At 63.0% G+C, this 26446-nt stretch carries 30 protein-coding genes and 1 pseudogene; 17 read left to right on the top strand and 14 right to left on the bottom strand.

Annotated features, from left to right (window positions below):
- Positions 1–17: 17 nt before the first annotated feature.
- The gene (locus SMD14_RS09110) at positions 18–1490 is read right to left on the bottom strand and encodes an MFS transporter (RefSeq protein WP_321216071.1); all 1473 of its coding nucleotides are present in this window, start codon (positions 1488–1490) and stop codon (positions 18–20) included.
- A 143-nt stretch (positions 1491–1633) separates the two neighbouring features.
- Here SMD14_RS09110 and SMD14_RS09105 point away from each other — a divergent pair, with 143 nt between their 5' ends.
- A complete protein-coding gene (locus SMD14_RS09105) occupies positions 1634–2518 on the top strand; it encodes a helix-turn-helix transcriptional regulator (RefSeq protein WP_321216070.1) in 885 nt (294 codons plus the stop codon).
- Entirely contained in the window at positions 2502–2912 is a 411-nt protein-coding gene (locus SMD14_RS09100) for a RidA family protein (RefSeq protein WP_321216069.1), read from the top strand. The genes SMD14_RS09105 and SMD14_RS09100 overlap by 17 nt, the downstream gene beginning before the upstream one ends.
- Before the next feature lie 416 nt (positions 2913–3328).
- Here the strand turns inward: SMD14_RS09100 and SMD14_RS09095 are convergent, their stop codons facing one another.
- From SMD14_RS09095 to SMD14_RS09065, 7 genes are all read right to left on the bottom strand, one after another.
- The gene (locus tag SMD14_RS09095) at positions 3329–3727 is read right to left on the bottom strand and encodes a hypothetical protein (protein WP_321216068.1); all 399 of its coding nucleotides are present in this window, start codon (positions 3725–3727) and stop codon (positions 3329–3331) included.
- Between the two features lie 189 nt (positions 3728–3916).
- Complete coding sequence (locus tag SMD14_RS09090) at positions 3917–4666, bottom strand: SDR family oxidoreductase (protein WP_321216067.1); 750 nt, start codon at positions 4664–4666, stop codon at positions 3917–3919.
- Positions 4667–4882: 216 nt separating this feature from the next.
- Positions 4883–5878: a Gfo/Idh/MocA family oxidoreductase gene (locus tag SMD14_RS09085; protein WP_321216066.1), complete on the bottom strand. Its 996-nt coding sequence runs from the start codon at positions 5876–5878 to the stop codon at positions 4883–4885.
- Complete coding sequence (locus SMD14_RS09080) at positions 5875–6780, bottom strand: sugar phosphate isomerase/epimerase family protein (RefSeq protein ID WP_321216065.1); 906 nt, start codon at positions 6778–6780, stop codon at positions 5875–5877. The genes SMD14_RS09085 and SMD14_RS09080 overlap by 4 nt, the downstream gene beginning before the upstream one ends.
- Positions 6777–7361, bottom strand: a complete 585-nt coding sequence (locus SMD14_RS09075) for a VOC family protein (protein WP_321216064.1) — start codon at positions 7359–7361, stop codon at positions 6777–6779. Before SMD14_RS09075 ends, SMD14_RS09080 begins: the two co-directional genes overlap by 4 nt.
- On the bottom strand, positions 7358–8380 hold the full coding sequence (locus tag SMD14_RS09070) for a LacI family DNA-binding transcriptional regulator (protein WP_321216063.1): 1023 nt from the start codon (positions 8378–8380) through the stop codon (positions 7358–7360). Before SMD14_RS09070 ends, SMD14_RS09075 begins: the two co-directional genes overlap by 4 nt.
- Complete coding sequence (locus tag SMD14_RS09065) at positions 8346–9326, bottom strand: Gfo/Idh/MocA family oxidoreductase (protein ID WP_321216062.1); 981 nt, start codon at positions 9324–9326, stop codon at positions 8346–8348. Before SMD14_RS09065 ends, SMD14_RS09070 begins: the two co-directional genes overlap by 35 nt.
- Before the next feature lie 143 nt (positions 9327–9469).
- Here SMD14_RS09065 and SMD14_RS09060 point away from each other — a divergent pair, with 143 nt between their 5' ends.
- The 3 genes from SMD14_RS09060 (at position 9470) to SMD14_RS09050 (ending at position 12424) form a co-directional block, all read left to right on the top strand.
- A complete protein-coding gene (locus SMD14_RS09060) occupies positions 9470–10117 on the top strand; it encodes a bifunctional 4-hydroxy-2-oxoglutarate aldolase/2-dehydro-3-deoxy-phosphogluconate aldolase (protein WP_321216061.1) in 648 nt (215 codons plus the stop codon).
- The gene (locus tag SMD14_RS09055) at positions 10114–10662 is read left to right on the top strand and encodes an AAA family ATPase (RefSeq protein WP_157238238.1); all 549 of its coding nucleotides are present in this window, start codon (positions 10114–10116) and stop codon (positions 10660–10662) included. The genes SMD14_RS09060 and SMD14_RS09055 overlap by 4 nt, the downstream gene beginning before the upstream one ends.
- 340 nt (positions 10663–11002) lie before the next feature.
- Entirely contained in the window at positions 11003–12424 is a 1422-nt protein-coding gene (locus SMD14_RS09050) for an MFS transporter (protein ID WP_321216060.1), read from the top strand.
- A gap of 1536 nt (positions 12425–13960) precedes the next feature.
- On the opposite strand, the gene SMD14_RS09045 is transcribed toward SMD14_RS09050, so the two are convergent.
- Both SMD14_RS09045 and SMD14_RS09040 read right to left on the bottom strand, forming a co-directional pair.
- Positions 13961–14347 (bottom strand): hypothetical protein, encoded by a 387-nt coding sequence (locus SMD14_RS09045; RefSeq protein WP_321216059.1) that lies wholly within the window; start codon positions 14345–14347, stop codon positions 13961–13963.
- Positions 14347–14820: a hypothetical protein gene (locus tag SMD14_RS09040; RefSeq protein WP_321216058.1), complete on the bottom strand. Its 474-nt coding sequence runs from the start codon at positions 14818–14820 to the stop codon at positions 14347–14349. Before SMD14_RS09040 ends, SMD14_RS09045 begins: the two co-directional genes overlap by 1 nt.
- Positions 14821–15163: 343 nt before the next feature.
- On the opposite strand from SMD14_RS09040, the gene SMD14_RS09035 reads away from it, so the two are divergent.
- Both SMD14_RS09035 and SMD14_RS09030 read left to right on the top strand, forming a co-directional pair.
- Entirely contained in the window at positions 15164–15943 is a 780-nt protein-coding gene (locus tag SMD14_RS09035; RefSeq protein WP_321216057.1) for a penicillin-binding transpeptidase domain-containing protein, read from the top strand.
- Between the two features lie 171 nt (positions 15944–16114).
- Positions 16115–16342 carry a hypothetical protein gene (locus SMD14_RS09030; protein WP_321216056.1) on the top strand — a complete coding sequence of 76 codons (228 nt, stop codon included), beginning with the start codon at positions 16115–16117 and terminating at the stop codon, positions 16340–16342.
- Between the two features lie 73 nt (positions 16343–16415).
- Here the strand turns inward: SMD14_RS09030 and SMD14_RS09025 are convergent, their stop codons facing one another.
- Positions 16416–16583: a hypothetical protein gene (locus SMD14_RS09025; RefSeq protein ID WP_321216055.1), complete on the bottom strand. Its 168-nt coding sequence runs from the start codon at positions 16581–16583 to the stop codon at positions 16416–16418.
- Positions 16584–17115: 532 nt separating this feature from the next.
- Between SMD14_RS09025 and SMD14_RS09020 the strand changes: the two genes are divergently transcribed.
- Genes SMD14_RS09020 through SMD14_RS09010 form a run of 3 tightly spaced genes read left to right on the top strand, consistent with a single transcriptional unit; the run spans position 17116 to position 18286 of the window.
- Positions 17116–17736: a helix-turn-helix domain-containing protein gene (locus SMD14_RS09020; RefSeq protein WP_157238289.1), complete on the top strand. Its 621-nt coding sequence runs from the start codon at positions 17116–17118 to the stop codon at positions 17734–17736.
- Entirely contained in the window at positions 17733–18080 is a 348-nt protein-coding gene (locus SMD14_RS09015; RefSeq protein WP_321216054.1) for a DUF6036 family nucleotidyltransferase, read from the top strand. The genes SMD14_RS09020 and SMD14_RS09015 overlap by 4 nt, the downstream gene beginning before the upstream one ends.
- On the top strand, positions 18077–18286 hold the full coding sequence (locus SMD14_RS09010) for a hypothetical protein (protein ID WP_321216053.1): 210 nt from the start codon (positions 18077–18079) through the stop codon (positions 18284–18286). The genes SMD14_RS09015 and SMD14_RS09010 overlap by 4 nt, the downstream gene beginning before the upstream one ends.
- Positions 18287–18455: 169 nt before the next feature.
- On the opposite strand, the gene SMD14_RS20270 is transcribed toward SMD14_RS09010, so the two are convergent.
- Complete coding sequence (locus SMD14_RS20270) at positions 18456–18647, bottom strand: hypothetical protein (protein WP_231754919.1); 192 nt, start codon at positions 18645–18647, stop codon at positions 18456–18458.
- A 140-nt stretch (positions 18648–18787) separates the two neighbouring features.
- Positions 18788–19609: an alpha/beta hydrolase gene (locus SMD14_RS09005; protein WP_321216052.1), complete on the bottom strand. Its 822-nt coding sequence runs from the start codon at positions 19607–19609 to the stop codon at positions 18788–18790.
- Between the two features lie 255 nt (positions 19610–19864).
- On the opposite strand from SMD14_RS09005, the gene SMD14_RS09000 reads away from it, so the two are divergent.
- Positions 19865–20149 carry a DUF427 domain-containing protein gene (locus SMD14_RS09000; RefSeq protein WP_321216051.1) on the top strand — a complete coding sequence of 95 codons (285 nt, stop codon included), beginning with the start codon at positions 19865–19867 and terminating at the stop codon, positions 20147–20149.
- A gap of 13 nt (positions 20150–20162) precedes the next feature.
- On the opposite strand, the gene SMD14_RS08995 is transcribed toward SMD14_RS09000, so the two are convergent.
- On the bottom strand, positions 20163–20552 hold the full coding sequence (locus SMD14_RS08995; RefSeq protein WP_321216050.1) for a heavy metal-responsive transcriptional regulator: 390 nt from the start codon (positions 20550–20552) through the stop codon (positions 20163–20165).
- A 238-nt stretch (positions 20553–20790) separates the two neighbouring features.
- Here SMD14_RS08995 and merA point away from each other — a divergent pair, with 238 nt between their 5' ends.
- The 6 genes and pseudogenes from merA (at position 20791) to SMD14_RS08965 (ending at position 26156) form a co-directional block, all read left to right on the top strand.
- Positions 20791–22236, top strand: a complete 1446-nt coding sequence (merA, locus tag SMD14_RS08990) for a mercury(II) reductase (RefSeq protein WP_321216049.1) — start codon at positions 20791–20793, stop codon at positions 22234–22236.
- 43 nt (positions 22237–22279) lie between these two features.
- A pseudogene (locus SMD14_RS08985) lies at positions 22280–23161 on the top strand (FAD-dependent oxidoreductase); the annotation flags it as partial.
- A gap of 224 nt (positions 23162–23385) precedes the next feature.
- Entirely contained in the window at positions 23386–23643 is a 258-nt protein-coding gene (locus SMD14_RS08980) for a hypothetical protein (protein ID WP_321216248.1), read from the top strand.
- Positions 23640–23966 carry a thioredoxin gene (gene trxA, locus SMD14_RS08975; RefSeq protein ID WP_321216048.1) on the top strand — a complete coding sequence of 109 codons (327 nt, stop codon included), beginning with the start codon at positions 23640–23642 and terminating at the stop codon, positions 23964–23966. The genes SMD14_RS08980 and trxA overlap by 4 nt, the downstream gene beginning before the upstream one ends.
- Positions 23967–24056: 90 nt before the next feature.
- Entirely contained in the window at positions 24057–24722 is a 666-nt protein-coding gene (locus SMD14_RS08970) for a haloacid dehalogenase type II (protein WP_321216047.1), read from the top strand.
- A 327-nt stretch (positions 24723–25049) separates the two neighbouring features.
- Entirely contained in the window at positions 25050–26156 is a 1107-nt protein-coding gene (locus tag SMD14_RS08965; protein WP_321216046.1) for an IS110 family transposase, read from the top strand.
- Positions 26157–26446 lie beyond the last annotated feature (290 nt).

Here is a 26446-nt window from a genome sequence, read left to right as displayed (position 1 = left end):
GACGCCGGGATGGGGGTTTAAGCCGTGACGGGTGCGGGCTTCCGGAGGAACAGGGCAACCATCACGGCCGCTGCCAGGCAGAGGGCGGCATTGATGCCAATCGCCGGGAGCAGGGCGCTCAGGACCCGTCCCGGGGCGGCGTCGCTGGTACCGTGCTGGAGCAGGGACGCGGCGATGATGGTGCTCATGACGGGGATGCCCATCGTGATGCCGATCTGCTGGCTCATGGTCGTCAGCCCCGTGGCGAGGCCCTGTTCAGTGTCGGGGAGCCCGGTGGTGGCGGTGACCATGAACCCGACGATCGCTGCAAGGTTCGCGACGCCGCCGACGAACGTGGCGATCAGCACGATCACTAGCGAAGCCTGGTCGGTGTTGATGAAGAGCAGTGAGCCGGTGGCTGCAGCCTGGATGGTCAGGCCGGTGATGATGGTGTTCTTGTTGCCGAGTTTGCCGATCAGTTTCGGGGCGATGACGCCACCCACCACGGTGCCGACCCCGAGGACGGCGAACGCCAGCCCGGCGCCGAGCGGTGTGTAGCCGAGGACCTGTTGAAGGTAGAGGGTCAGGACAAACACCAGGGACGTTTCAGTCGCGAACGCCAGGATTCCGGCGATGTTGCCCCAGGCGATGTTGTTCCTCCGCAGGATGGCCACGGGCACCAGCGCGTGTGCTGTGTTTTTCTCGATGAAGAAGAACACGACGAACAGGAACAGGCCCCCGGCGAGGGGTCCCCAGGCCAGGCTGTTGGCCCAGCCCTTTTCGCCGGCAGTGGTCAGGCCGAAGACGAGCAGCAGCAGCGCCAGTGTCACAGTGACCGCTCCAGGGACGTCGAGCTTCGTTCTGTTGCCGCGGGCCGACTCGGTGAGAAGCTTGGCTGCAAGCACTAGGACGAAGACGGCGATGGGGACGTTGATGAAGAACGCCCACCGCCACGACAGTAGATCAGTCAGGAGCCCGCCGAGGATCGCACCGGCGGTGAACCCGGCAGCCATCAGTGACCCATTCAGGCCCAGGGCCTTGTCCCGCAGCGGGCCTTCCGGGAAGGACGTGGTCAGCAGCGATAGTGCAGCCGGCGTGACAGCTGCGGTCGCGAGGCCCTGGGCGACGCGGGCGGCGAGCAGGAGGCCGAGGTCGGTGGCGAGGCCGCCGACCAGTGATCCGATGCCGAGCAGGGCCATGCCGGCGATGAAGAGCCGTTTGCGGCCGAACAGGTCAGCGACCCGACCGAAGAACAGGGTGAACCCTGCGGCGCACAGCGCGAAGGACGTGGCGATCCATTGCAGGTGCTCCAGGGAGAACCCCACGTCTGCCCCGATCCGCGGCAGGGCGACATTGAGAATAGAGAAGTCCACTGCGAGGGTGAAGCTCGCGGTCAGCAGCAGGACCATGATCAGCCGTTGCCGCCCCGTCATCCGGACAGGGGTGTCTTGGATCGGTGGTTCCGGTGGTGCGGTGAATTGAGGGAGGGGCGTGGTGTCTTTGGTTGTCATCGCGCGAGTATCCAATCCGTGGGGGGCGTGAGCGGGTTTTCCTCTCCACCTTGCCGACGGCCGGCAGTAACAGCTACGCCGTGTTGTGGGTAGCACGGGCAGTGCTACCCAGGTTCTCGATTGATCGTGAATACTCGGGGGATATGAACGAATCAGCGATGGGCGACTTCCTGCGCAAGCGCCGGGCGGCTCTGACGCCGGCGGATGTGGGCCTGATGGATTACGGCACGCGCCGGGTGCCGGGGCTGCGCCGGGAAGAAGTGGCCATGCTGGCGGGCATGAGCGTGACGTACTACGCCCGGCTGGAACAGGGCCAGCACGTCAACGCCTCCGACGCTGTCATCGACTCGCTGGCCCGCGCCCTGGCTATGACGGAGGTCGAACGGAAACACCTTGTGGATCTGTCCGGGGCCAAGCGCCGCACAGCCAAGACCACGCGGAGCAGGCCGGATCGCGTCCGGCCCGGAACTAAGCGCCTGGTTGAGTCCATGGGCAATGTCCCGTCGGTGGTGCTGGGCAAGCGCACTGAAGTCCTGGCCTGGAACCGGGCCGGACACCGGCTGGTCGCCTCCCACCTGGGCTTCGACGCCCCGGACACGCCATCTGAACGCCCGAACATGACCCGGATGCTCTTCCTCGACGAGGCCACACGCAGCCTGTACCCGCACTGGCGCACCGAAGCCGGGCGTGCGGTGGCATCCCTGCGGCTGCTCTCCGGACGGTTCGCCGATGACACCGAGCTGGCTGCCCTCGTTGGAGAACTGACCCTCAAAAGCCCGGATTTCGCGAACATGTGGGCCGAACACCCCGTGGAGAACTGCATGTCGGGACACAAGACACTCAACCACCCCCAGATCGGATCACTGGAGCTGGGGTTCGAGGTCCTGACCATGCCGGACGATTCCGGCCACCGCGTCCTCACCTACACCGCAGAACCGGGAAGCGAAACTGCCACAGCCCTGGCCCGCCTCCAGCGGCCGTCCCTGACCCTTGCGCGGGAAGGAGCGCATTTTGATCAGGCAGTCTGATACAGCGATCAGTCACCACTTCAGCAGCCAGCTATATCAGTCCACTGCGCCGTTCTCGCACTTCGTACGGCATGGAGACACCGGCTACACGGCGGGCATCATCGGCCAAGACCCTTCAAGCGGTGCCTTGGTCTCCAGTGACGTCACCGAACAATGCGCAGCAATGCTGGCCAATCTGGAGTCGCTGCTCAATGAACTGGGACTGGGGATGAGCCACATTATCCGCATGACGATCTACCTCACTGACTACCAGGATTTCGACGCCATCAATACCGTCTATGCCCAACGACTGACCCCACCGTTTCCGGCCAGGACCACCGTCCAAGCGGCTGGTTTGCCGCTGGGTGCGAAGGTGCAGATCGAGGCAACAGTTCATCTTCCCAACATGGGATAACGCCTGAGGTTTGCAGCACACTAAGGATCTGTCTCGAAACCTCTGCGCCTCGAATCCCTAGAGATTCAAGAGAGCCGGCGCGCAATGGTGCGACAAGAGGGATCACAAAACGCCGCCATTTATCGGGAAACTCCACATATCAAAGGAACCGTCCTTCCGGCCAAGGCCGCTTAGGCTGTCTCAGAAACCGTTCCTTTACTACTAAGACGGGACGACCACTCCTCAATGAGTCCTAGCACCCGGCTTCCCCACGTGGGGAGCCGGGTAAAGGATCCTTCACCGGAACGCGATCTGAGCGTGGCCTTTTAGTGCGTACTCTGATGCATTAGACGCAATGAAGAGCCGAGGAGATGCCGGAACGGCCGGTCACCCCCAATGATGACCGACCGTTCCGGGGTGTTCATGCGCCCAGTTCGCTAGGGCGCGGAGTCCACCACGGATGTGCGTACCGAGGTCCAGCCGGTGACGGTGCCAGCAGGAGAGCCTGGGTAGTCCTTCAGGAGAACATTTTGTTCGCCGATGACCAGACCCGAATCCGGGTCGATGATGATGTCGGTCCTTGCCGCACCATCAGGTGATGGAATGCCGATAGCGGTGCCCGTCCTGCCGTCAATGGTTGCTTGCCGGTCACTGAGTGTGACACCTGGAATGAGGGCGGCGACCTTGTAGAGGGCGGCGCGAAGTTCGGCTGGAACGGCACCGGTCCGCAGGCCGTCCGCAATGGTCACGAAGGCTTCACTGTCGGGGGTCTTGCCGGCGCCTTTGGTCCGTTCGTAAATCAGGTCGAGAAGAGCGCGGGGGTCCTTGGGCGACATCGCATCTGCAAAACAGCGCGGCGCTAACAACGGGCGGGAACCGGCACCGAGGTTCGTCCAGAAAGCACGCAACGGAGTATCAAAGGTTGCTTCACTCAGGTCTCCGGGATTAGCAGGGAGACGCTACCAGTTCCTGCGCCAGGCAAAGCCAGCCTGGAGCCCTGCATCGTCCTTCGGTGGATTCCTGGATTAGGTTCCCATTCCCAAGTGTGCTCCGCCTGCCACATCGAGGGATACGCCGGTGATGTAGCGGTTGTCCGGGTCGGCGAGGAAAAGGATGGCGCGGGCGACTTCGTCGGGTTCGGCGAACCGGCGCATGGGAAGCTGGGCGGCGCGCTTGGCCCGGTTGGCGGCTGCATCCGGGCCCGAGTCCTTCGCGAATTGTGCCCACATGGGAGTGTTTACCGGGCCCGGCGCGATGGCGTTGACCGAGATGCCGTTGGGGCCGAGCAGCTCGGCGAAGGACCACATGATGTGGAGCACTGCGAGTTTGCTTGCGTTGTACGGCAGATAGTTGAGTCGGGCCTCTTTGGCTGCAACGGAGGAGAGGATCACGATCGCGCCGGCAGTTCCGGTCCCAATCATTGATTGCGCGGTTTCCCGGACCATGGAGAAGGTGCCCGAACCGTTGATCCGCATGATGGAGTCGAATTCTTCGGTCGTTGTTTTCATGATGTCCGGCGTGGCACCCAGGACTCCAGCTGCATGGACAAGCGCGTCGATGCGCCCGTACCTGGTTGTGACATCACGGACGACGGTGGCGCATTGTTCTTCGGAGGTGATGTCGAGCGTGAAGAAGCCGGCTAGTTCTTGGCCCTCCTTCGCGCCGCGGTCGGCACCTATGACGATGGCCCCTTCGGCTGTGAGGGCGTCGACGACTGCGTCGCCGATTCCGCCGCTTGATCCGGTTACCAGAACGACTTGGTCTTTAAGGCTCATCTGATAACTCCGCTTGTCCGTTGCTGCCCAGCGACTGGCTGGTGGGCTGCTCGTTTCATCTTTCCAGCTCCTTAGTTGAGGTGTTTCAAAGGGTGTCCCCGCTCCGGGCGCGGCTGCTTCAGTGAGCGCCGCTCCGCGCCCTGACCTGCTGCCGCACTGTTGAAGCCCAGGTTCTCTGCCGACCCCGGTCCAGAATGGCGCAGGTGCCCGTGCTGCCTAGCTGTTGCCGCTGGTGGCGTGGCTGGCCCATTCCCGGCCTGCTTGTTCTTCTGTGGGCAGTCCCGAGGCGGCGAGGACTTGGTCAAGCAGCCTCTGGGTATGGACAGCTTCCCGGCCGGAGGTCAGTGGCTGGGCCCTGTCGGCGACGCGGTCCAGGAAGTGATGGACGGCGGCGGAGAATCCGAGCGTGTCGGTGGCCGTTGCCCAGCCGTACGCCTCGGCGCTGAGCTCGCGTGATGTGGTGACTCCCTGGACAGTGGTCGAGACGGTTTCCGGGGCCCTCACTTCTACGGTCTTGCCGTCGCCGTAGGCATCGAGTTTTTCGCTCCAGGCACCGGCTGTCCGGGCTGCCATGAGCACTCCGGTGTTGCCGGTGCTGAAGCGGATCATGGCCGCGACGCCGTCTTCCTCCCACGGGTCGTCGCCCGCTGCGTGCGCCGCCACGTCAACAGGTTCGCCACCGCAGTACCAGCGGAGCAGATCGACCATGTGGATGGCGTTCTCGAAGGTTGCGCGGTATTCCGATCCGGGGCGGTTCTTCTGGGCCACGCAGAAGGTAGCGCCCTTCGTGCCAAACAGCTCCCGGCCGGCGGTGTAAACGGGGGCATAGCGGCGGTTGAAGTCGACCATCAGGATGCGGCCGCGCTCGTCGGCGAGGTCTGCCAGACGTTCTGCCTCCTCGGTTGCCGGGGCCAGAGGCTTTTCGCAGAACACGTCGACGTCGCGGTTCAGGCACAGTTGGACCGCGTGTGCGTGTTCGGACCGGGGTGTGAGGACGAACACTGCGTCCAGATCCTGTGAGTCCAGCATGTCCTCGACCGACTTGTAGGCGGAGTCGAAGCCCCAGCGTCGGACCAGGCTGCTCGGATCCTCACGGCGTGATACCAGGGCGGCAAGCTCAACGTCATGCCGCTGTACGAGTGTGGGCAATTGGGCAATGGTGGCGATGTTTCCGGCGCCGATGACGCCGACGCGGAGGCGGTTGGTGTTCATCGGGCGTTCCTTACATGGGCGGGATCGGAGAGCATGGCGCGCAGGACGTCGGCTGATTCCCTGAATCCGTCCTCGGGCTTGGGAAGGTCTTGCCGGTGCCAGCGGTATTCAAGTTCGATGCTGAGCACGTCGTTGTAGCCGTGCTGCACCAGCCCGGAGAGGATTTGGGGCCAGGGAACGACGCCGCTTCCTACGACGCGGGACCGTACGGCCCGCTCGGAAGCGTTGACACGCGCTGTTTCGGTTGCGCGGAATGCTGCGTTGGGATCGGTGAAGACAAGGTCCTTCACGTGCACGTGGCCGATCAAGTCGCCCTGGACGGCGAGGGCCTGCTCGAACTTTTCGTCGTGGGTGAACGTCAGGTTCGCCTGATCGTACAGAACGCGGATGGCCGGGTGCGCGACTTCGCGGACCAGGGCTGCGGTTTCGGCCGCGGACTGGGTCATTGTGCCGAAGTGGTTCTCAACGCACAGCCGTACGCCTGCCTGTTCAGCTTCAGGCGCAAGGGTCTGCAACGCATGCACGAGCTTTGCCCACCGCCGGGCAAGGTCGGAGTCCCCGGCATGCCAGGACCCGGCGTAGACACGGACCCGATCGGCCCCGACCATATGCGCGGTTTCAATGGCACCCCGAAATTCATCGACCGCGCCGCGCCACTCCACGTCCTCAAGGGAGTTGATGGCTGTCGTGTATGGCGTCAGGCCTACGATCGGCACGCCTTCACTATCGGAAGCCTTCAATGCCTCCATCGCGGCGCGCCGATCTCCCAGAGGCAGCCCTGACAGGTAGTCGTCTTGGTAGATAACCTCCGCGGCGTCGAGGCCGGCAGCTTTGAAGAGCGCCAGTGCCTGGGGAACCGTGTGGTCCGGGGTTCCGAGGGTGTGACCTGCAAGCCGCATCATTGAGTGTCCTTTCTGGAAGTGTTTGGAGCCGCTGCCCAGTCCGCGGGACCGACCAGCCTCGGTGGGGCTGCGACGCGGGACCGGTCGACGATCTCCATCAGCAGGCCCCAGGGGGTAAGGAAGTAAGTCCAGCGGTTGCCGGCTACGCGCGGGCTGTCGCCTGCGACTTCTTTGCGCTCACCGAGCACCCGTACCCCAGGTATTTCCCGGAGCACGGCGAGCGCTTCATCGACGTCGCCCACGACGAAGCACAGGTGGTGTCCGCCGGCATCACAATGCCGCGGCGGGGTTTCGCGCCGCTCAGCACTGCTCCATTCGAAGAGTTCAATATTGAGGTTCGGGGGCAGTCGCAGCATGGCCAGCGTGAGTTTCGCGTCTGCCGGGACGTCAAAGTTTGTGGGCATGAATTCTTCGTCGGGACCCCGCTCTGAGCGGTACAGTTCCTCGGCCCCGAGCACGTCGACGAAGAACCGGATACCTTCCTCAAGGTTGGGGACGGTCAGGCCGACGTGGTCCGTGTGCTGGAGCCCCGGCAGCCGCCGCAGTGTTTCTGCCGGGGCGCCATCCATTTGCGCGGTCATGCGCGCGGTCCCGAGGTGGAGCCACGGACCAGAAGCTCAGGCTCGAGGACGATGTGGCCCACGGAGCCGTCGATATTCTGCTTCTCAGCCAGTTCGATGGCGATGTGGCCCATGTCGGCGATCGGCTGCCGCACCGTTGTCAGAGGAGGGTTGAACCGGGCTCCTAGGGCCAGACCATCGAAACCGATGACCGACACGTCCTCCGGAACACGCACGCCGCTCTTGCCGAGGGCCGAGATGACCGCAAAGGCCACCATGTCATTGGCCGCGATGATCGCCGTCGGCGGGTTGTCCATTTCGAGGAAATGCTCTGCCCCACGCGTGCCAGCATCCAAGTCCGATCCACTGTCCAAAACGACGGGCGTGCTGCCGCTCTCCGCTGACAGCTCCAGGTACGCCTCTATCCGGTCCTGGGCGGTGTGTGTACCGGCGATACCGGAGACGTAGCCGATCGAGGTGTGCCCCAGTGAATGCAGATGGTCCAGGGCGAGCATGATTCCGCGGCGGCTGTCGACGGTGACCGTTGGGACCGCATCGTCGCCTTCCACCCGGTCGATCACGACCACCTTGTGTCCGAAGTCGAAGCGTTTCAAGGCCTCGGTATCGACCTTGGTGGAGGGCGCGACAATCCCGAACGGGGCATACATGGCCTGCATGGCGGTGAAGTAACCCTCAGTTTTGGCAGGGTCACCATTGGTTACGCAGAGCAGCAGCTGGTAGCCGCGCTCGTCCGCCGCCTGCGTCATCGTCTTGGCAAGTTCTGCAAAGAACGGGTTGGTGATGTCAGGGACGATCAGCGGGATGAAGGTGCTGGTTTTTCGTCGAAGCGCCTGGGCGAGTGGACTCATCGTGTAGCCCAGCCCCTCGGCGACCCGGAGGATGTGCTCGCGTGTTTCGCTTTTCACAGCTTCCGGGCGGGAGAATGCCCGGGAGACGGTGGACCGGTGGACACCGGCGGCTTTCGCGACAACGTCAATACTCAGGTCAGGCATGTTCTTTTCCTCCGTGCTGGTCGTCATATGCCTGCCAAATGGGGCGCATGACGTTTTCGAGCTGGGCCAGCGTCGGCAGGCCCCGGAATCCATCTTCCAGTGTCTGAGCCACACGCCGTACGAACGGACCGTACAACGGGTCGCTGTCCACGTCGATTTTGGCGGACTCCGTGGTCCCGTCCACGGCGGTGAAGGTAGCAGAGCCATCGGAGTCAACGGAGGCGAATCCTGCTTCACCGACCGAGGTGTAGCTGCAGTAGCGCTTAAGCGGGGAGCCGGGAAATGCGTAACCGACCTCCACGATGGCTTCCCGCCCCTCCGGCGTGGAGATGATGAGGCTGGCGTGGTCCTCAACGGCTCCGCCGTGCAGAACCGACGAAAGCCGCGAGTCGACATGTGCCGCCGGTTCTGCGCAGCTCTGCAGGAACAGGTCGACAAAGTGGGGGCCCAGGTTCGCCAGGCATCCCCCGCCTGCGCTGACAGGATCGAGCATCCAGGGATTGGCGTTGTCGAGGTAGCGGGACGGCGGTCCGGCAATGAATGACGTTCGCTGGTACGTCGGCCGCCCTGCCTTAGCAAGCCATCGGTCGGTTGGACCGTCCCGCTGGACCAGCGGGACGGTGGCAGGGACGCCGGCTGCATCGGCGGCCTTGCGCACAGCAGAGAGTTCGGCAAGGGAAGTTCCCAGCGGCTTCTCCACCACGAAGGGAATACCGCGTTCGATCAGGGCGTGACACTTCTCCGCCATGTCGGAATGGGGGCCAAAAACGTAGGCGAGCCCAATGTCGGGAAGGTCAACCAGCTTCCGCCAGTCAGCTTCCACCGGTGCTCCCCAGCCATCGGCCAGGCCCTGGACGAGGGACACGTCGTCGTCACTGACGCCGACGACCTGATGCATTTCGGCAATCGCCTGTGCGTACAGCGGAACGTGCCAGTGGGAAGCACCAAGAATGATTGTGCGTTCGTGAGTCAACCGCGATACCCCCTTGTATGAGATCGGTTGCTGAGATCGGTTGCAATAACACTATGGATGGTGGGAGAGTTTGTCAACGACACCACAACAGCGGCCCAGACGATAAGCAAAACCAAACCCGCTTGGGCCCAAGAAAGGCCACCATGTATAAGAAACTTCGCACCCTGCAGACCATCGACGAATCAGGCGCCGTCCTCATCGTCCGCCTGGAGAACGCCGACGTGGCAGAACGCGTTGCGGAAGCTGCCATCGCCGGAGGCTTCCGCGCCCTTGAAATCACACTGTCGATCCCGGGCGCCGTCGAGGTAATCCGCCGGCTCTCCGCCAAACATGGGTCCAATGGAGTCGCGATCGGCGCCGGAACGGTACTGGACGAGCACTCGGCCTACGAGTGCATCCGCGCCGGGGCTGAATTCCTGGTCAGTCCCCAGCTGAACCCGGCGATGATCCGGACAGCGAACCGCTACCAGATACCCACTATTAGCGGGGCCTACACGCCGACCGAGCTTGTTAACTCCGCAGAGGCGGGCGCTGACATCCTCAAGCTCTTCCCCACCGAGGCTGGCGGCATCCCCTACGCCAAGTCCGTGCTCGCTCCGCTGGCACACCTGCCGATCATGCCGGCAGGCGGCGTAACGCTGGAGAACGTCAGCGAATGGTTTGCCGCGGGCGTTGCAGGTGTCGGCGTCGGCAGCTATGTGACCAAAGCCTGGCAGCCCGATGGCGACTTTGGCCGCGTCACCAAAGCCGCCGAAGAGTTCCTTTCCGCAGTGGCAGAGGCCCGCCGATGACAGTCCCCAGCGTCTTTATTGTCATCGGCCCGGCGGGCTCCGGGAAAACCACGATCGCGCAGAGAACAGCACAAGAAAACAACGCGGCATACCTGGACAAAGACCGGATATGCGGACGCTTCGTCGAGTTCGCGCTGAAGGCAACTGGACACGACCCCACCGACCGGGAATCCAACGACTACTATCGCGACAACCTGCTGCCCCTCGAGTACGAGACACTCATGGACGTGGCCGGAGCCAACCTGCGTCTGGGCCGGTCCGTCGTGCTCGATGCCCCTTTCGGAGCCTACTTTGACGATCCGGATTTTCTGACGCGCGCGGCAGAAAAGTTCCATTGGCCACCTTCTGAGACCACGGTGGTGCGGGTAAGGGTCCCCCAGGACCTTCTGCGGGACCGGCTGACCCGCCGCGGCCTGGAACGGGACCAGTGGAAGCTTTCCCATTGGGATGAGTACTGGTCCGTCTATGGGAGTTTGGAATGCACGTGGTCAGGCGTGCAGTACCTGGACTTCAACAACGAGACACCCCTTCCGGCAGAGGGGTGACGGCTCAGCCGCCAGAGCCGCTCATTTCGGCCAGTTCTACGCGGGCCGCTCTTTCAGCCTGCAGCATGAATTGGCCACACCACCCCTAAATCGACCGAGGCAGGCCTCCAGTGCACAAAGTGGTTGCTCTCCTCCGGAGGCGGCAATGCCAGAATCTGCGACGCGACTCACAAAAAGACGTTGACAAGTCTCTTTTGCCACCCTTAGTGTTGTTGCAACCGATCTCTGCAACCGATCTCAGCAATCGATCTTATTGGTTCCGGTGAAAAGCCGGAGGACCGATTGCCTCCGGTGCAATCCCTAACCCCTCCTCAGCAAACGTGAAAGTATGGAGAGTTCAATGAAGACCTCAAAAGATGCGCTCGACAGCTCGGGCCCTTCTGAATTTTTGGAAGTGCCGGAGCCGCCCCGGCGCTCCGTCAACATGGTGGCAGGCACGATCGGCCACTTTGTGGAGTGGTACGACTGGTACATCTACGGGCTGCTGGCAGCGGTGTTCGCGGGACAGATATTCCCAAGCGAGAACCCCTTCGCGTCCCTTGTCGCAGCGCTGCTCACCTACGCCGTCGGTTTTGTTATACGCCCGCTCAGCGGAATCATCATCTCGCCGCTGGCCGACCGTTACGGCCGCCGGCTCATCCTGACGCTGTCCATCTCCGGAATGGCGCTCGGCTCTCTCATCATCGGCCTCACCCCCTCATTCGCGACGATCGGCTACGCAGCACCTGTTCTCTTCCTGGTTGCACGCATCCTCCAGGGAATCTCGGCCGGCACCGAGCAGCAAAGCGCCATCGCGTTCATGGTCGAACACGCTCCCGCGAACCGGAGGGGCCTGTTCGGCTCGTTCTCCAACATGGCAAGCGGCCTCGCAACCCTCGCAGCGACCGGTTCCGCCGCAATCGTGACATCATCCTTTGCTCCCGCCGAACTCGCAGCCTGGGGTTGGCGAATCCCGTTCGTCATCGGCGGCGTTCTCGGCGTCGCCGGTCTCATCCTGCGGGCCCGCTCGGATGAGACCCCTGAGTTTGAGGCAGCTGCCCTCGTCGATCAAAAGTCCGCCTGGGCGCGCCTGAAAGACCTTATCCGCGAACACCCGAAGGCTCTGCTCCAGGCAGCGGCACTCTCTGCCCCGGCAGTGGCCTACTACACCTGGGCCACCTTCCTCCCCACCTATGCCAAGCTGACCACCGGCCGGGACCTGTCCTCCACCCTGGCCGGGAGCGTTATCGGGCTGGTATTGCTCGTGGTCATCGTGCCGGTCTGCGGATACCTTTCCGACCGCCTCGGCCGACGCAAGATCTTCCCCATCATCGGTGCCATCGGCATGATCGTGCTCTTCTACCCACTGCTTCTGCTGCTGAACCAGCCAGGCTTCTGGGTATACGTTCTAGTTTCGGCATCCGGGTGGGTAGTTCTCGGTATTTGGCAGGCCGTTTACCCGACAATCCAGGCCGAGCTCTTTCCGGCCTCAGTCCGGGTAGCAGGCATCGGCTTCGCGCACCAGATCGTCATCGCCGTCTTCGGTGGCACCGCACCACTTATCGCCGCTGCATTCGTCGGCGCCGGACAGCCCATGTTCGTTGCGTACTACATGATCGCCATTGTCACCCTCTCCCTCCTCGTCTACTTCACGCTCCCCGAGACCGGCAGCAAGGGCCCACGTGCCACCGTCGCACCGGCAGACCCCGAAGTGCTCGAAGGAGAGCACCTGCTCTTCGAGACTCCACACGGCGGGACCCAGGCGAACAGTTCCAAGGCGTAGACCTCCATCTCCTCCCCAGCACTGCACATGAAGAAGGCCCTCGACCCGCTCCGGTCGAGGGCTTTCCCCTTCCCGGCCGGGGCCGGCTCCATGATGAGGCACACGTCAGGCTGGCGTGTGCCAGGTGTCAGAGTAGGGCCCCTCCTCCATTTTTGTGGCGATGGCTCAAGAAACTCGTAGACCCAAACCGGACACTTCTGACTCCGCTCAAACCGCCACGCCACTCAAAAGGACACGGCCAGGTCATTCGTCGGTTTCATGCCCGTCCGGACGTACTGCAGCCGGTCAATGGGCACATAGGAAGGCAAACAAATTCACACTGCCAGGGCTGCCGCGCCGCCAGCTAGTGCCCCAAGAACTCAGAGCGGCCAGGCCCCTCCCTGCACTTTTTGTACAACCAGATCCAGCGTCGCTGTCTGTCATTTCCAGCACCTGGATGGGGCCACTCCCCTGCGGAATCGAGGCGGTATGCTCGGCCGGCAATCTGGAATCTGCTGCAACGCCCACAAGTCGGCCCCAGCGGCCCTTAAGGCAGAAGTAAGTGTTGACACTGTCCACACCTCCTTTGGCAGGACAAAACAGCGGTTCCCCAGTTCCCGCGCCCAAAAAGCGGGGCCGTCCAAGGAAGTTTCGCACCGCAATCGGCGAAGTCATGTTGTGCCCGCTCCCCCGGTCCATGAACAGGTGTAGGCCACCCCCGGCCAACCCGAGACAACCAACACGAGGTACCGCATAACCGCAGCCACAGCAGGCGGAAGGCCCACCAGCAAGGGCCTTGAACCCGCCACCCACACACCTAAATAGGCTCAGCGGCAGCCAGGCCACAGCCCGCGAACCAACCCGTCAGAGCGACGAGAATCAAGCTTTGTACACACGTCAAAGCAAGATCGCCTCTGACGAGGCGATATGTCGTGCCCGAGGTGGGACTCGAACTACATTCCCACCCTTGAAAACACTGGGAACCCGCGAAGACATGCGGAATCCGAAGCAGTCCGGCGGCTTTACGGGCTACTCCGAGGCCAGGAGTGTGCACATTGTCCACACTCCTTTTCCCCCGAGCTGGTGCTTAGGAACGCCACCTTTGAATTACTCTCCAAGGCCACCCGACTTCACCAGTTGTTAATAGACGTTGCCGTTGACCCGGCTAGACGAACCCGTCCGGACCTCGGTGTGACCGAATCCAGGCAGATCCGGGAACCGTTCCACTGGGGCGATGCAGCGTTGGTGACGGCCGGGGCAGCTCCGGCTCCTTTCCATATCGACAGGCCCGTCCGAGTGAAGCGGACATTTCAGGGCAACACTCAGCAGTAGACGCTGGCCTGGGTGCTTTGCGGGTCCAGACGTTGGTGGACCCGGCCACCCTGTACTGGGCATCTGTGGCGTACGTCCACGAGCCGCTGCTGCTCAGTCTTGGAAGGCTCTCTTTCTTTAACCAGCAGGTTTCACGGTGATAGGAATGAACTGCCACTTCAACGGGAAACGAGTTGAGGGCCGTACGGGGCTGATAATGCCCGCTCGTACGGCCCTCAACACAGGCTAATTGGTCCAGATGGAGTTCGTGTTGTGACTGTGGTGGAATCGACCAAACCGCTGGAGGAACAGGAACAGACCGACAAAGGTCACGAGGCCGAGGACGGGCCCTGCCCATAGAGCTATCGGGCTGCCATGGATGAGAACTGCTGCGCCTCCGAAGACAGCCCCGAGGATGCCAACCCCTGGGTTGGCGGTAGCAAGTTTCCCTTGTACGTGGTGACCGATTTGTCTGTAGTGGATGCTTTGCAGAACCACGAACAGAACGAAGGCTAGGACCATCGCCACGGACCATGGCGGGTCCGTCATGGCCACAACACTAACCGTCACTCCGAACAGGGCCGACAACGCCAGCCAGTAGTTGCGCTCGGTTGATTTAGAAGTAGTCGTCATTAGCACCCTTTGTTGAAATCGATAGCGGAGCCGGCAAGCATCATGAAGCCGGAGCAGGCGATAGCGGCACCCGGCCCGAAGAAGCCCATGGCGCCACAGAAAGCTGCATTTGTTCCCCACCAAGCCCACATAGCGGCCCAGGCCGAGGGACACTGTGGGAACATGGGCTTCATGGCCATGCTTCCCTTACCGCCGCCTACCAGGGTCGGCTCAGCCTTGCTGAACTTGGCCACCTTGGTGTTGTTAGGACCGTCTTTTACCTCAAGAGTTAAGTACCCTGTTTCTGTCAATGAAACCAGCGACTGAAGAACTTCAGTAGGCATGGAAGCAGCAAGGAACTTCTGTTGGAGTCCGGCGTCGAAACGACTATCCGAGGAGAGGTAAGTCATAAGCTCCTTGGAATTCTTGATCAGGCGGAGCCGCTCGTCGAAGCCCTCGGGGTCTGCTTTTTGCGCCTGATCCAAACGCCGCATGGCCTCTGCCTTTTAAGCTGCCGTGGGCTCGTGCAACACAACTCCAGATCCACCCGCGCTTATCGTTTTACTCCCCGAAGCGTCAGCGGGCGCCACCGAAACAAAAACGAGCCCAATTACCGCAACAATGGTCGTTAATATCCAAGAAACTCTCGACCAAGACGTAGATAAATAAACCACTCTAGAAACCCCCAAATAACTAGATATCACCCGCCCTGCTGAGCAGGCGTCAGGGCCCACAAGTCTGTTAGGAACCCTGTCCGGGACAACCTAGGGGCTTTAAAAATGATGTGCAAGTCAAGTGCGACAAGTCCTGTACCGACCCCGATGACGCAAGCATCCAGTGCAACCGGAGGCCCGGGCCGTCAGCGACACCAAGCACGACAGGCACGTGGATATTTTGGAAAGCGTCGTCACCGCCGGCGGAACCAAAGACATCGAGGTCCCCGGCTACCGGGTCGGCAGGAAGACCGGGACCGCGAAAGCCGTCGCCGACGATGGCATCGTGTTGGACGGGTACACCGCCTCGCTCGTGGGCATAGCCCCAGTGGACGATCCCCAGTATGTCGTCGTGGTCAACGTCCGTCGTTCACCACTCCCCCGGTCGCGCTGCCCCAAGAGTACGGAGAGCCGCGCTAGGCTCGTAGGACGCAACCATTGGGGGACCCTTGAACTACCCTCCGCGATTCGACTTCATGGTGGCCTCTACTTCGTGTTCATGGCGGTGCTGACGGGCCTGGCCATCTACGTCCTGATCCTGGTCATCACGTTCCTGCGGCTGCGCATCGCCGAAATGCGCCGTGCCGCCCCTCCTGCAGGAGACTCCAGGCGCCAGGGAGACCCGCACGGCAGCCAGCACCGCGGGCTGAATGGGTGGAGATGTACCACCGGGGCCTTTTTGCGGCCAGGATTGCCGCGCTGGAAGAAGCTCCATCGCAAAACGGGCAGACGCCGGGCTGCTGGCCCAACACCGATCCGCGAAGGTAGACCCAGTTACGAGGCCCTCAAAGTCGGGTCTGCGGAACCTTGCCGACGTCATCGCTTTCCACGAGGCCAAGGGGCGGCTCCACAGCCCTGGCGGGAAGACGCCACGGGAGAGGGCGCTGGGCGCGTGGCTATATAGGCGCCGCCGCGAGGTTGCGGCCGGGGCCCTCTCCCCGCCTACGGAGACTCCCGTGAGTCCATTCCTGACTGGGATAAGTTCTCGACGCGCAAGGCTGACGACGCGGCACGCTGGCAGCAGCGGCTGGAAGAGCTCCGTGAACTCAGGTCCGCCGGCAGGGCATGGATCGGAGTGCTCCAGGAACTACTCGTTGGCGCGGTCATCGTCGGTCTCCCACCAGGGCTTCGGCAGCCCGCTGCCTTTCCGGGCCTTGCGCCCCCGTCACTCTTCAGTGACGTTGAAGTATCCCTGGACCATTGCGACGCCAAAGAGAAGCCCGAAGAACACCATGACCAGGCCCAAGGAACGGATCAGGTTGTGGTCGCCGCCGCCCTTGCCGGCACGAATGCCCCACTCTAGGCTCGGGTTGGCAGAACCATGGAGTATGCATTCCCCTACGCGGACCGTAGGTCATCGCCGACGCGACGATGGCTCAGGCGGCGCCCACCACGTCGCTTAGGGATTCGAGCACGCGCTCGGTGACGTCGCTGACGCTGCCGGCGCCGCGCACCCTGACCAGGATGCCGCATGTCGTCCCCGCTCCACCGGCCCATGAATAGGTGTTGGCCACCCCCGACAGAACCGGAACGAGGAACCACATAACCCAGCCCCGGCATGCGGAAGGCCCACCAGCCAGGGACCTGAACCCGCCACCCCACACACCTGAATTGGCAAAGCGGCAGCTTGGCCAAAAGCCCGCGAACCAGCCCTCAGGGGGACACCACCACAAGCCACGTCAGCACGTTAAAGCAAAAAGCCCCTCCGACGAGGGGATCTGCTGTGCCCGAGGTGGGACTCGAACTGCATTCCAGCCCGTGCGAACACTGGGAACCCGCGGAAACATGCGGAATCCGGCCCGGTCCGACCCCCATACCACCCAGTCCGAGGAGCAAAGTGTGGACATTGTCCACACCCCCAAATTTTCCGCTTCAAGCCTTCCTGCCACCCACCGCGCGTCATCTGGAGATGCTGTTCTTCGTTGTGCTGACAAGAGTCCGAGGCTCCAGCGGGCCTGCACCATCAGAGAGGCACCGCGGTACAAACCGAAGGAATGTCAGCTAACCGCCGAACCCTGCAGCAGGAAATGCAAGTGTCACCATTCGGTGACATAATCGACGGTAGGAGGGGATACCATGACACTGGAAAGCACCATCGAGACCCCGGCGGCAGCCGGCGCCTTCATCCGCGCCCACCGCACAGCCCGCGGGCTGTCCCAGCGAACCCTTGCCGACATGGCCGGGGTGTCACGGAAGTTCCTCATCGATCTGGAAGCCGGCCACGACCGCGCCGAACTCGGTAAAACCCTGGCCGTCATGGCCGCCCTCGGCCTGTCCTTGGCCGCCACAGATCCCATCCCCCGCGGCAGAGACTTCGACCCGGCACGGCGCGACTACGCGACAACCTTCACGCGCCTTATCGCCGAACGGGACTTTGAGTTCGCGATCAAAATGCTCGCCGATTATGCCAGCGCATCCCTCACTGCCGGCATGCCGCTCCTCCAGCGCAGCCCCCGCCTCAAAGACCCGCACTGGTCAGCGGCCCTCGCCGGAATCACCAACTACACCGCACACCGACTCGGCCAAGCCGCACCACCATGGACGCGACGAATCAAGCCCCTCGACGAGGCATGGATGCCAGCCCAGTCCTACCGCACAATCCGAGAACCCATGAAGAAACTCACCATGTCCGAAACACCCCAAGAACTCGCCGACCTGAACGTCTTCATCCGCGAACGCAGCCTGGCCACCGCATGACCGGCGGAGAACTCACCGCCACACAAATCAGGGCACTCCTCCACGAACTCGGCAGGCGCCTGCAGACCGCCGGCGCCCACGGCGACGTCAAACTCGTCGGCGGGGCCGCCCTCATCCTCCAAGGCATCGGCAACCGCCCCACCGCAGACATCGACGCCAGCTACGCCGACCCAACCACTATCCACGCCGTCGTCGCCGACATGGCAGCAGACTACGACCTCTCCCCCGACTGGCTCAACACCAACGCCGCAGCCTTCGTCCCAGACAACGCCACCTGGGTCGCCCTCGAACAGCTCGACGCCTCACCATCCAGGCCGCAGACACCGAAACGCTCCTTGCCATGAAAATAGCCGCCGAACGCGACAAAGACACCCTCGACATCGCCCGGCTCCTGCGCCGACTCAACGTCACCAGCGCCGCCGACGCCGTAGACCTCGCCTACGACAAATACGGCGAACACTCCATTCCGCTCGCCGCCGGACGCGACAATTACCTCATCGTTGTCGACGCCGCCCTCGACGCGGCCGCCACCCTCAAGCCCGAAGACTGATCCGCCCCTTCACCGAGCAGTAGGCTCACAGACTAGACAGCGCACTCGTGGGCTCTGTTAACAGGCTCCGCGGGCCTACGCTCACCTAGCCGCCACAGAAACGAGGATGCCTGTGATCACTCATGGCATTGAGTGACGGCAAAATCTACCAGCCCTGCGTGGATCAGGCTTAGCGAATCCCGGTGTCGACAACCAGCGTGACGTGAACGGGCGTGTCTGAGATGACCACCAACTCGGTAGCCGTCGATGCGTAACCGCCGATGTTGGTCGCTCTGAGCACGTAGCGACCGTCAGGCAGCGTCAGGTGGAAGGCCCCGGTGCTATCGGTTTGTGTTGAGCCCCGGGCGGCATCCCCGTCCATGGCCACAACCGCGGCCCCTGACACGGGGCGCGGTGGACACTCCTGACCAACACGTTCGACGGGACAGACCGGGCCGGTCAGGACGAAGCCGGTAACAACCCCGGAATGCCCCGTGCGACAGCGCCAGTAGCCGCGCGGAGCTAGTGCTTCTGGGCTTCGGCGAGCAGCGAGTTGATGGCGGCTGCGACCGTTTCCGCGTGGTCTTCGGGTGTGAAGTGTTTCCCTTCGGGGATTGTGATGATGTCACAGCCCAGTTCCGCTGCCAGCCGTTCACCAAACCTGATTTTTTGGAACCGGTCGGCCGCGCCCCAAACTACGCGTGCGGGCAATCCAAGTGTGTGCAGCTGGGCGGAAATTTCCTTCGTATCCGAGGCTGTCAGCGGAAGGACCTGGCTCATCAGGGCACGCGCAGCTCCATGGGTACTGTATGGCGCCCAATGTTCGCGGATGGATTCCAGTGCCCGCTGCCGGTTGTCGTGACCGCGGTGAAGGAGCTGGACCATGGTGGGATAGATCAGGGATGCAGGAAGGCGGGCCATTACAGGGGCAAGGCGCTGCATCATCTTAACGCTGGGGACCGGCCAGGAATCGTAGGCCACGGAGTTTGTCAGCATAAGCCCGGCGAAAGCATCCGGCTGTCGCAGGGCGGCGATTTGGGCCACTCCCCCGCCCAGGTCATGGCCAACAAGCACAGGCTTCTGGCCAAGGTCCAGGGAGTCGAGCCACTCCAGGAGGTAGCCTGCCTGGGCGGAAAGGCTGAGATCCTTGTTGGCATCTTGAGGGATGCTTGTGCCGTAGCCGGGCATTTCCCATGCCAGGCATCGGCCCTGCACCAGAGGCATGACGTGGCGCCAGAGGCGCGGTGAGGTGGGGATGCCGTGAACGAGGATGACCGGGGCGCCGGTCCCTTGTTCGGTCCACCGGCCCTGAGCGTTTTCCAGCATGGGCTGACGTTCGGTCATGGCCATCTCATTGAGCGTAATGAAGCGGATCCTTTGAGGGACCACGTTAGCCTGCCCAACAAGGTGTTGGACTGTTGTCGGCGTGCCACAGGCTCAACAGCAAGGCCCGGTGGGGTGTGTGTTCGAGATCGCAGAGTCCCGGCCGCAGTCCGCCTATGGTGGCGCTACAGAACTGAAGCATCTGCATGCCGGGGCGATAGGGGCCGTTGTTCCTGCGTTTCCGGACGGCCGAGAGAACGGTGAAAGGTAAAGAACATGGTGAGGGCAATCTGGAACGGAAAAGTCATTGCCGAGTCGGAGGACACGGTGATCGTTGAGGGCAACCACTACTTTCCGCGTGAGGCGGTGAATCCGCTGTATCTGAAAGACAGCGACATGTATTCCGTCTGCCCGTGGAAGGGGCAAGCCAGCTATCACACGCTGGAGGTTGACGGGCAGGTTAACGCGGATGCGGCCTGGTTCTACAGCGATCCCAAGAAGCGCGCTGCCCCGATTAAAGACCGTGTTGCTTTCTGCCGGGGCGTGCGGATCGAGGAATGACTTGCCGGGGCGGTCAGAGGTAGCTGCAGATCCTGGACTGGTCACATGCTGCCGGGTCTCCGGCCGCCACGGCCTGATAGGAGGCGGCCACCCCGGCCCGCAGTGCAGTCAACTCCGCAATCTTCTGGTCCAGTTCAGCCAGTTGGCCAGCCAGAATGTCCCTGACGTGGGCACACGGGGCGCTTCCGGGCTCCCGGACAGCGAGGATGTTGCGGATCTGGTTTACGGACAGCCCGGCCGTCCTGCCCCGGGCGATGAAATCAAGCCGGTCCACGCTGTCGTGGTCGTATTGCCGGTACCCGTTGGTACCCCGTCGCGCAGGCGGGAGAAGGCCCTGCTCCTCGTAGAACCGAAGGGTCTTGGGCGTCATGCCCACAACGTCGGCAACTTCACCGATACGCATGTATTGTCCTCTTTTCTACGATCCTGGGCCGGCCCGTTTGGGGCTTCTGGACGACCTCTACATTCCAGCATAGGTGAAGGTTCTCCTGGCCGGCCGAACCGTCTGCCGTCAGGGGATCCCGGTTTTTCTTGACCTTCCCCCACAGGGGAAGGTGCAGGGTGGGACCAGGAAGGACGAGGAGTCGCCGGTAGAGATCTGCGGGCCGGGGGCGTTGTCAAATGCCGTACTTGGAGGTTTCATGTCTGCCGCACCACATTTTGACTTTGATTTGGCAATCATCGGTTCTGGCGGGGGTGCCTTCGCTGCGGCCATCCGCGCCAGCAACCTGGGCAAGAGTGTCCTGATGGTTGAGCGGTCGACAATTGGCGGGACCTGCGTGAACACCGGGTGCGTTCCCTCCAAGGCGCTGCTCGCCGCGGCCGAGGCCCGCCACGTGGCCCTGGACGCCGGAAGTCGGTTTCCGGGGATCGCGGCGGGCGCCGGGCCGGTGGACATGCCAGCGTTGATCGGCGGGAAGCGTGACCTGGTGGAAGGGATGCGCTCGGACAAGTATGTCGACCTGATTGAGGACTACGGTTGGGATCTCCGCCATGGCACTGCCGCTTTTTCGGGCACGCCGGAGGAACCAGTGCTGGACATCACTTCGGCCGACGGTGCCCGGGAGTCAGTGATCGCCGGACATTATCTTGTGGCCACGGGTTCCACGCCATGGGCTCCGCCGGTTTCCGGACTTTCGGATACCGGCTATCTGACCTCCACCACTGCCATGGAGCTGGAGGAGGTCCCGGATTCGCTGCTGGTGGTCGGCGGCGGCTATGTGGCCCTGGAGCAGGCCCAGCTGTTCGCTCGTCTTGGGTCCAAGGTGACCATGCTGGTCCGCTCCCGGCTCGCCTCGGCGGAGGAACCTGAAGTGTCACTGGCCCTGATGAGTGTCTTCACCGATGAAGGCATCCGTGTCATCCGCCGCGCCATCTTGTCCTCGGTAAGCCGTGATGAAAGCACGGGCGATGTGACGGTGGTGGCCGAGGTCGCCGGCAGCCGGGAGGATTTCCGTGCCGCCCGGCTGCTGATGGCCACCGGGCGCCGTCCGGTCACCGAGGGACTGAAGCTGGATACGGTCGGCGTGAAGACCGGGGACCGCGGTGAAGTCCTGGTCCAAAAGACACTGGCCAGCACCAATCCGCGGATCTGGGCCGCGGGCGATGTCACCGGGCACCGTGAGTTCGTCTATGTGGCGTCAGCCCACGGCGCCCTCGCCGTCGACAACGCTTTCAGCGGCGCCCGCCGGGAAGTTGATTACCGGTACCTTCCCCGGGTGGCCTTTACCAGCCCGGCCGTGGCCGCCGTCGGGCTGACCGATAGGGAGGCCAACGGTGCGGGCATCAGCTGTGAATGCCGAGTCCTGCCGCTGGAGTACGTTCCGCGCGCCCTCGTGAACCGGGACACCCGGGGCTTCATCAAGCTTGTGGCCGAGAATGGGACCGGGAAGATCCTGGGACTTACCGCTGTCGGCAAGGAAGCCGGCGACCTGGCTGCCGCCGGGGTCTACATCCTGGAAGCAGGCATGACCGTTGACCAGGTCGCGAACCTCTGGAGCCCTTACCTGACCATGGCTGAGGGCATCAGGATCGCGGCACAGTCCTACACCACCGACGTCTCCCGGCTCTCCTGTTGTGCAACATGACCACGCTCCAGGCAGGCCGACACAACGCGAAAGGCAGGAACTGATGGAGGAACACTTCGATGTAGCTGCCTTGGGCATGGGCCCCGGGGGTGAAGTGGCAGCGGACCGGCTGCTGAAAGCCCGCAAGAAGGTCGTCGTGATCGAACGCGAACTGATCGGCGGCGAATGCGCCTACTGGGCCTGCGTCCCGTCCAAGACACTGCTCCGGGCCCCGGAGGCCAGGACGGCTGCCGGCCGCACCGCAGGCGTCACCGGCGCCGAACTGGACTGGGCAGCGGCCAGCGACTACCGCGACTACATGATCCGGCACCGGGACGACACAGCGCAGGTTGACGGCTACACGGGCCAGGGCGCGACAGTCATCAAAACCGAGGCCAGGATCACCGGGCCGGGCACCCTCCAGGCCGGCGACAGGACCATCACTGCCGAGCACATCATCATCGCCACCGGCTCAGAAGCGGTCGTCCCCGAACTGGAAGGCGCGGAGAACGTCACCACCTGGACAAACCGGGAAACATTCACAACCACCGAATTGCCCGAACGGGCAGTGGTGATTGGCGGCAGCGCAGTGGGCATCGAAACCGCCACGTTCCTGGCCCGCTTCGGCGTCGCCGTCACCCTGGTACACCGCGGCAAGAACCTGATGGAACGCGAAGAACCCCGGATCGGTGAATTGGCGCGCCTCTATCTCAAAGAGACAGCGGTCGACGTGCGGCTGGGCGCCAGCGCCGTCTGGGCCAGACGGGAAGGAAACACCAGCTTTCTGGATCTCGACGACGGCACATCGGTGGGTACCGACGTCGTCATTTTCGCCACCGGCCGCCGGCCACGAAGCAGCGATTTGGGCTTCGAAACGGCAGGAGTGTCCCTCGATGCCCGCGGCGCGGTGCAGATCGACGACCATTGCCGGGCCGGGGACAACGTTTGGGCGATCGGCGATGTCACCGGCGTCATGCCCTTCACCCACGTTGCCAAGTACCAGGGGCGCATCGTCGCAGACGCCATCCTGGACCGGCCACGCCCGGCCACCTACGAGGGCATTCCCAGGGTGGTTTTCGGGGACCCGGAGATCGCGGCTGCAGGACTCACCCAGGCCCAAGCCGATGAGCAGGGACGGTCAACTGCGTTCGCTGAACTGGACCTGGCCAAATCGCTCGCCCGCCCTGGACCTATGAGCAGGAACCCCGCGGGCATCTTGGACTGCTCACGGACACCGATGAGGGGATTCTCATCGGTGCCTGGGCTGTCTCGCCCCTGGCCGGGGAATGGATCCACCAGGCCTCCCTCGCGATCCGCGCCAAAATACCCATTGCCGTCCTTCACGACCAGGTCGCGCAGTTTCCCAGCTACAGCGAGGCTTTCCAAATGGCCCTCGACAACCTCAAATACAGAAAGGAAACGCTATGAGCACCACAAAAGATGTCACCGATGGCACGTTTGAGCAGGAGGTCCTGCAATCGGACAAACCGGTTATCGTGGATTTCTGGGCGGATTGGTGCGGGCCCTGCAGGATGGTCTCCCCCGTCCTGAATCAGATTGCGGTCGAGCACGCCGGAACGGTCGACGTCGTGAAGGTCAACATCGACGAAAATCCACGGGTAGCGGCAGAATACGGCATCACCTCCATCCCGGCCATCTACCTGTTCAAGGACGGCGCCCTGAAGTCCTCAGTGGTCGGCGCCCGGCCCAAGCACTACCTGGAAAAAGAGTTTGCCGAATATTTGCGCTGACCACCGCCAACTGCGCGGTTGCACGGAAGCAGGAAACAGGGTGGACGGGCGGTGCCTGAACGTCCACCCACGGATGAAGGGAAACCTTGCATGAAACCCTCGATCATTGTTTTTGATGTCAACGAAACCCTGTCGGATATGTCGCCCTTGGCCGAACGGTTCGAAGAGGTAGGTGCCCCGGCATCACTGGCGAAGCTGTGGTTCGCCACGCTGCTGCGCGACGGGTTCGCCCTCACAGCTGCCGGAGACAATGGATCGTTCGCCGGGATCGGCGCCGAAGCCCTCCGCGGCCTGTTCGCCGGCATGGATGTGGACAGGACGCCGGACGCCGCCGTGGACCATGTCATGACCGGCCTGACGGGACTGGGACTGCATGCGGACGTCCCGGAAGGAGTGAAGGCACTCAAGGCTGCGGGTTTCCGGCTGGTGACCCTGACCAACGGCTCAACCGGCGTTGCCGAAAAACTGTTCACGGAGGCCGGGATCAGGGACAGCTTTGAACTGCTGCTTTCCGTGGAGGGCGCCCAGTCCTGGAAACCTGGACGGGCCGCGTATGAGTACGCAGCGTCGGCGTGCGGCGCAGCGCCCGGGGAGTTGCTGCTGGTGGCCGTTCATCCGTGGGATATTCACGGGGCGGCGAGGGCCGGTCTGGGCACGGCGTGGATCAACCGGTCCGGCGGGCAGTACCCCGGATATTTTCAGGCTCCGGATTACACCGTTCCCGGGCTGGACCGGCTGGCTGCCGCCCTGGCCTGAGGGCCGAGGGCAGCAGCGAGCCTGTCAGGGCTTAGACGATATGAAGTGACAACCGGGTCGTGGTGCTGCGCGTCCGGGCCGGCCATTGTCGCCGGGCGGTCCCGCCAGCGCCGGGCCTAGGGTGTCGCGTTTGGCTCTTGCTGGAAAGGGTGGCGCTGGCCGGAACCTCGTACCCGGCGGTAATGTCCTCTATCCCGGACGGGCAGGAGAGGGCCGGGGCCTTCTGTTTCACAGGGTCGTGGGTTGCCATTAACGCCTTCCTTGGCCTGACGGCTCGGCGGGGAGTGCAATGGTAGTGCCACATGTGAAGTTTGGGAGGTCCCGGCTATGTTTGAGCATACTTTCATTGGTCTGGATGTTCACGCGGTCAACGTTGTCGGCCACGCGCTGAACCCGGCCACCGGTGAAATCAGCACCCACACTATGGCTGCCGACCCGGCCATCGTGCTGGAGTGGATACGTCGGTTTGAACCGGGCATTAAGGTCGTCTACGAGTCCGGCCCTACCGGTTTCGTCCTGGCCCGTTACCTTCAGGGTGCGGGCGTCAACTGTGTGGTCACAGCGTCCTCGAAACAATTGCGTGCTCCTGGGGACCGCATTAAAACTGACCGGCGGGATGCCCGGATATTGGCTGAGATGCTTGCCGTGGAATCGGTCACCGAGGTGCGCATCCCGGATCCTGAGGAAGAAGCGTTGCGGGACCTGTCCCGGCTGCGCTCCGGCACGACAAATGACCTTGCCCACACCCGGCAGCACGTGAACGCCATCCTGCTGCGGCACGGCATCCGCTATCCCAAGGACACCCGGTGGACAAAGGAACACATCCAGTGGCTACATCGCCAACATCTTGGCGAACCGGCGCTGCAATTCACCTATCAAGCCAACGTTGAGCAGGCCGAACTACTCGCCGCGCATCTGGCCCGCATCGACAAACAAGTCACTGCCACCGCCGCGGGCTGCCGCTACTCACCGGTGATCGAGGCATTGATGTGTCTGCGCGGGATCCAGATGACCACGGCGTTCGGGCTGGCCGTCGAAATAGGGGACTGGACCCGCTTCACCGGCTCTACCATCGGCTCCTACCTCGGACTCGTACCGAGTGAGAACTCCTCCGGCCAGTCCCGGCACCAGGGCCCGATCACCAAGGCCGGGAACACCTACGCCCGTAAGCTGCTGATCGAAGCCGCCTGGCAGCACCGCCGCCCCTACGCCCGGCCCGGCCAACGGCTGCTGCGTCAACTTGATCGCGTCAGCCCGGCAACCCGCATCCGCGCCCTGGAAGGAAACCACAGGCTTCATCACAAGTGGGAACACTTCGATGACCGCCACAAAATGTCAGTCAAAGCCAAAACCGCGATCGCCCGGGAACTAGCCGGCTGGTGCTGGTCGCTGGCCGCCCCACTTCAACAAGGAGAAGGCATGAACGCGGCCTGACCTGAACGTGCCCTCCCCCGAACACGGTGCAACTGCGATGGGCAGCACGCGGAGCCAACTCGGGACGCCCTCTATGAGCACACGGATCACCCCGTTGGACGCTCGATGTTAGACACCGAAACGCCTCCAGCCGAATACATCGTCATACGGTAACCAACCCGCGCATATCAGCCTGACACTGCCAGTCGAAATCGACCCGCCCAGCACAAACACCAGCACCGGACCGGGCACCAAATGAGCGGCCCCCGGAACCACAATCCAGGAGCCGCTCACCTACGCGCTATTGACAA

Source organism: Pseudarthrobacter oxydans (assembly GCF_034258515.1).
Taxonomy (GTDB): domain Bacteria; phylum Actinomycetota; class Actinomycetes; order Actinomycetales; family Micrococcaceae; genus Arthrobacter.
The sequence above is the reverse complement of the archived record's forward strand: the minus strand, read 5'-3'. Positions and strand labels throughout refer to the sequence as shown.